This is a genomic window from Vibrio sp. 1288 (assembly GCF_033344475.1).
The window spans coordinates 1-4,610 of sequence record NZ_JAWPOX010000071.1 but is presented as its reverse complement, the minus strand read 5'-3'; the positions used below and the strand labels follow the sequence as shown (position 1 = coordinate 4,610).

The following is a 4,610-nucleotide window of genomic DNA, read 5'->3' as shown; positions in this document are numbered from 1 at the left end:
AGCATGAGTAGTTTTACAGGCAAAGCCGAAACGGATGATAACCACCTACTGAAGTAGGTGGTTTAGGGCTGAAAAATTAAACGCTATCCAATGCCAAAAACCACTGCCTGTTGGCGCGTCGGGGTCATACACGGTGATCGCAAAACTTTTTGTGCCCTTTGGAGCTTCTTTCCACATCAATTGTGGTGATTGATTCCCGCCATCACATCCCCAACCAGAGTATTCAAATGTCTTCGCCATCGGGTGGCCTTCTTGAATATCTCTACTCACGAGTTCAAATGCATGGGCAGAACCGACCGCAAAAACACTCAATGCCAAAACTGATTTGTAGATCGCTTTCATGTTTTTCTTCCTTTCAATGAATTCAACACTAGTGTAAGTACCCAGCAGTCCGAATCCTTGTCAGTAAGTATCAAAAAACACAAAATAATCTATAATTTTGACACTTTAAGATTCTAACACAAATTTCTTACTCTCTTAATTGCACTTGGTTTATGCTAATTAATCGCTCACGGAACAAGGAAGGAAAATGGAATTGGATATCTACGTGGTGGACGCCTTCACCGATACGCAATTCAAAGGCAACTCAGCAGCGGTGATACCGTTAGAGGAATGGCTAGCCCCAGAATTGATGCAAAATATCGCGACAGAAAACAACTTGTCGGAAACGGCTTTTCTAAAATCCATTGGCGCAAACCGATATGAGATTCGTTGGTTCTCTCCTATAACTGAAATCGACTTTTGTGGACACGCCACACTGGCCTCTTCGTTAGTGCTGTTTGATGAGTTTGGCATTAATGGCACGATTGAATTTCATACTCTGGAAGTAGGAACCCTCACCGTAGAGAAGAATGCGCAAGGTAAGATCGAGATGACGTTCCCTGCTCGTCCTCCAAAAGCCGTTTCTGATATTCCCTCGGCATTGATTGATGGCCTAAGTTGCGATGTGGAACGCGTACTGCTTAGCCCTCAAGCGTATTTCGTGGTGGTCGGCAACCAGCAGGAGGTACTTGAGGTTCAATACCGTTCAGAGCACCTCAAGACACTCGCTCCTTACGATGTGGTCGTTACCGCGAAAGGTGATCAACAAGACTTTGTATCGCGTTACTTTTGGCCTGCAAATGGTGGTGACGAAGACCCCGTAACTGGCTCGATTCACGCTGGGTTAGCACCGTTCTGGGCAGAAGCGTTAGGCAAAGCATCACTGGTCGCTTACCAAGCTTCTCAGCGCGGAGGTATTTTGCACTGTGAAGTTACTGGCGAACAAGTAAGAGTATCTGGCGACGGCGTGCTCTACATGAAAGGCCAGATTTTTGTTTAAATGATATTCATGTAATCAACTTAAAAGAGCCAAGTAAAGCACGGCTTCAGCAGGATAAAGCCAGTTTCAATAATTAATCAATTGATGAATATTGAAGGAATTAACTTCCTAGCCGGACAAAACTGACTCACGTTACACTGAATGCAGTCCCACACTCTTCTATAGCTTGATACGAATTCGAGCTCACCTTCTTAGAGGAAGCGTCGCATGATGAAGCGAATCATTCTTGGCACCCTAGCCCTGACTCTTTTAACTGCCTGTTCCAAAGATGACGGACAGCAAGCCCTTGGCACACTGGAACGTGACCGCGTAACCTTTACTGCAACCTCTAGCGAGATAATTCGTGCCCTACCCATCAAGGAAGGCAGCCAAGTCACCGAAGGAGAAGTGCTGGTTCAGCTCGATACAAAGAACCAAGAAGCCGTTTTAGCTCACGCCGTAGCCGAACAAGCCAAGGCTGACGCCTATCTTTTGAAATTGACCAATGGTGAGCGACCAGAAGACATTGCCGCAGCGCAAGCACGCGTTGCCAGAGCGGAAGCTCAATTGGTTGAAGCGCAAAAGAACTACCAACGTAAGGCGGAGTTAGTTCGTAAAAAACTCATCAGCCAATCAGAAAAAGACACCGCTTTAGCAGCCAGAGATTCTGCCCGTGCTGAATTGGACTCATCACAAGAAGAGTTCAGCAAACTGACCGCTGGCTCTCGCCCTGAAGATATTGAACAAGCGAAAGCCGCACTCATGGCAGCAAAAGCCGATGTGGCACTGCAAGAACAGAAACTGGCAGAACTCACCATCACCGCCACGCGAGATGGCTTGTTAGATAACCTACCGTTTAACCTTGGCGAACGCGTCCCTGTCAATGGAGTGGTTGCTGTAATACAAGCCAGTCGCGTCCCATACGCTCGCGTTTACGTTCCTGCCAACTACCGAGTCGATTTTGTGCCGGGTAATACGGTTAACGTGCATGTAGATGGCGTTGAGCAACCTTATAGCGGCACCGTTCGTTGGGTTGCGACTGAGCCTTCATTCACGCCCTATTTCGCGCTTACCGAGGAAGAACGCTCGCGTTTGATGTACCTAGCAGAAGTCGACCTACAAGACTCAGCACAATCCTTGCCTTCAGGTATTCCAGCGCAAGTGGATTTGGTGGAGTAAGCCAATGACCGAATACGCTATTCAAGCTGAAAATGTAGTGAAGAAGTTTGGTGACTTCACCGCCATCAACAACATCACGCTCAATGTGCCCAAAGGCAGTATTTATGGTTTTCTTGGCCCCAACGGCTGCGGTAAATCGACAACCATTCGTGTGTTAACAGGCCTACTCAGCCCAAGTGAGGGCAATGTTGATGTACTAGGACTCGAGATCCCAAAACAATCGGAATTGCTGCGTCTTAAGATTGGCTACATGACACAAAAGTTCTCCCTCTATGATGACCTGACGGTTCAAGAGAATCTTGAGTTTATTGGACAAATCTTTGGTATGGAAACCAAGGCTCTGAAAGCTCGCATCGAAGAACAACTATCCACCTACGGTCTCGACCAACTACGTAAACAGCGCGTCGGCGGAATGAGTGGCGGTCAGAAGCAGCGCTTGTCTCTCGCCGCAGCCACCATGCACAAACCAGAACTGTTGTTTCTCGATGAGCCCACATCTGCGGTTGACCCAGAGAACCGACGCGATTTCTGGGAGCAGTTGTTTGATCTCTCTGACCAAGGCACCACGATTTTGGTCACAACGCACTACATGGACGAAGCAGAGCGCTGCCATCGTCTGGCGATTATGGAAGCGGGGGAAATCCGCGCCGATGGTGAGCCAGAAGAACTCATGGCGCAAATGGGCGTTAACATCGTCGAAGTCAAAGCGGACAACCTACGCGAGCTAAAAGAGAAAGTCATTCAGCGCGAAGAAGTCCGTTCTGCCGCACAGCTCGGCATTCGCTTACGCATTTTGATCCACCAGCACATCGAAGAACCGATCGAATGGTTAACCCAAACCTTTCCTGAGCTTGAGGGCTGCGAGATGAACATTGCTCGTCCTAGCTTGGAAGATGTGTTTGTCAGCGTTACGGGAGAAGGTCGCCAATGATGAAATCTATTGCCCGTATGAAAGCGGTGATGATCAAAGAGATCCGTCAGCTTTCACGTGACCGCATTACCTTTGGCATGGTCGTGATGATCCCACTGATTCAGCTTTTGCTGTTCGGCTTTGCCATTAATACCGATATTCGCAATATTCCCGTTGGCGTCGTCGATCAAAGTGGCAGTACTGCCGGGCGTGTGATTACCGAGTCCGTCAAAGTCACACAAGTGGTCGATGTGGTTGAAACCTTCGCTACCGCATCAGAAGCCGAGCAAGCCATTCAAGACGGCTTGGTACGAGCGGCTTTAATTCTGCCTAGCGACTTAACCCAACGTATGGTGCAAGGTCGAGAGCTTGGCCAGTGGATAGTAGATGGTTCAGACACCATGATCAGCTCTGCGATTCTCTCGCTACAAACCATGCCGTTAACGGATTTTGATTTTGAGATACGCCCTGCCCCAACCAAAACCTTTGAAGTTGCGCTGTATTACAACCCGAGTCGGCGCTCGGCGGTGAACATTGTCCCCGGTTTGTTGGGCGTAATTCTGACCATGACGATGATCTTGTTCACCAGTGCAGCCATTGTTCGAGAACGGGAACGTGGCAATTTAGAGTTACTGATTACTACACCAATCCATTCCATCGAGCTCATGGTAGCGAAGATCATTCCCTACATCTTTGTTGGTCTGATACAGGTGTTTATCATTTTAGGCTTGGGGCACTGGATATTTGGTGTGCCGATAAACGGTGCCATTAGTCAGATACTATTTGGCACGCTGTTGTTTATCGCCGCGAGTTTAACCTTAGGTTTGGTGATATCCACCATTGCGACGACACAGCTACAGGCAATGCAAATGACGGTGTTTATTCTTTTGCCATCGATTCTTCTGTCCGGATTTATGTTCCCTTATGAAGGAATGCCCATCGCGGCACAATGGATATCCGAAGCGCTGCCTGCCACCCACTTTATGCGAATTATTCGTGGTGTGGTGCTGCGTGGTGCAGACCTAATGGAGCTATGGCGAGATACAGTTTGGTTACTTGGATTCACCGTTATCGGCCTTATTGTCGCTTCATTTCGCTTCAAAAAATCACTCGACTAATTCCACGATATTGCGTTCATTCCTTAAAAGTAAATTACCACCTTCTAAAGAAGGTGGCTTTGTGTGAGCCCCCTAAAAGGGGGCCTTTGTTTAGTCCAGCGCC

At 48.1% G+C, this 4,610-nt stretch carries 4 protein-coding genes and 1 pseudogene; 4 read left to right on the top strand and 1 reads right to left on the bottom strand.

All coding sequences use genetic code 11. The features are described from left to right. Nucleotides 1-66: 66 nt before the first annotated feature. A pseudogene (locus R8O11_RS24530) lies at nt 67-342 on the bottom strand (YbhB/YbcL family Raf kinase inhibitor-like protein); the annotation flags it as partial. A gap of 187 nt (nt 343-529) precedes the next feature. Here R8O11_RS24530 and R8O11_RS24525 point away from each other — a divergent pair. The 4 genes from R8O11_RS24525 (at nt 530) to R8O11_RS24510 (ending at nt 4,507) form a co-directional block, all read left to right on the top strand. Beyond that, nucleotides 530-1,321, top strand: a complete 792-nt coding sequence (locus tag R8O11_RS24525; protein ID WP_238843667.1) for a PhzF family phenazine biosynthesis protein — start codon at nt 530-532, stop codon at nt 1,319-1,321. A 207-nt stretch (nt 1,322-1,528) separates the two neighbouring features. Continuing rightward, nucleotides 1,529-2,479, top strand: coding sequence for an HlyD family secretion protein (locus R8O11_RS24520; RefSeq protein WP_412035069.1), 951 nt, complete (start codon nt 1,529-1,531; stop codon nt 2,477-2,479). A 4-nt stretch (nt 2,480-2,483) separates the two neighbouring features. Then, on the top strand, nt 2,484-3,410 hold the full coding sequence (locus R8O11_RS24515) for an ABC transporter ATP-binding protein (protein WP_199459121.1): 927 nt from the start codon (nt 2,484-2,486) through the stop codon (nt 3,408-3,410). After that, the gene (locus R8O11_RS24510; protein ID WP_031778897.1) at nt 3,410-4,507 is read left to right on the top strand and encodes an ABC transporter permease; all 1,098 of its coding nucleotides are present in this window, start codon (nt 3,410-3,412) and stop codon (nt 4,505-4,507) included. The genes R8O11_RS24515 and R8O11_RS24510 overlap by 1 nt, the downstream gene beginning before the upstream one ends. The last annotated feature ends 103 nt before the right edge of the window (nt 4,508-4,610 follow it).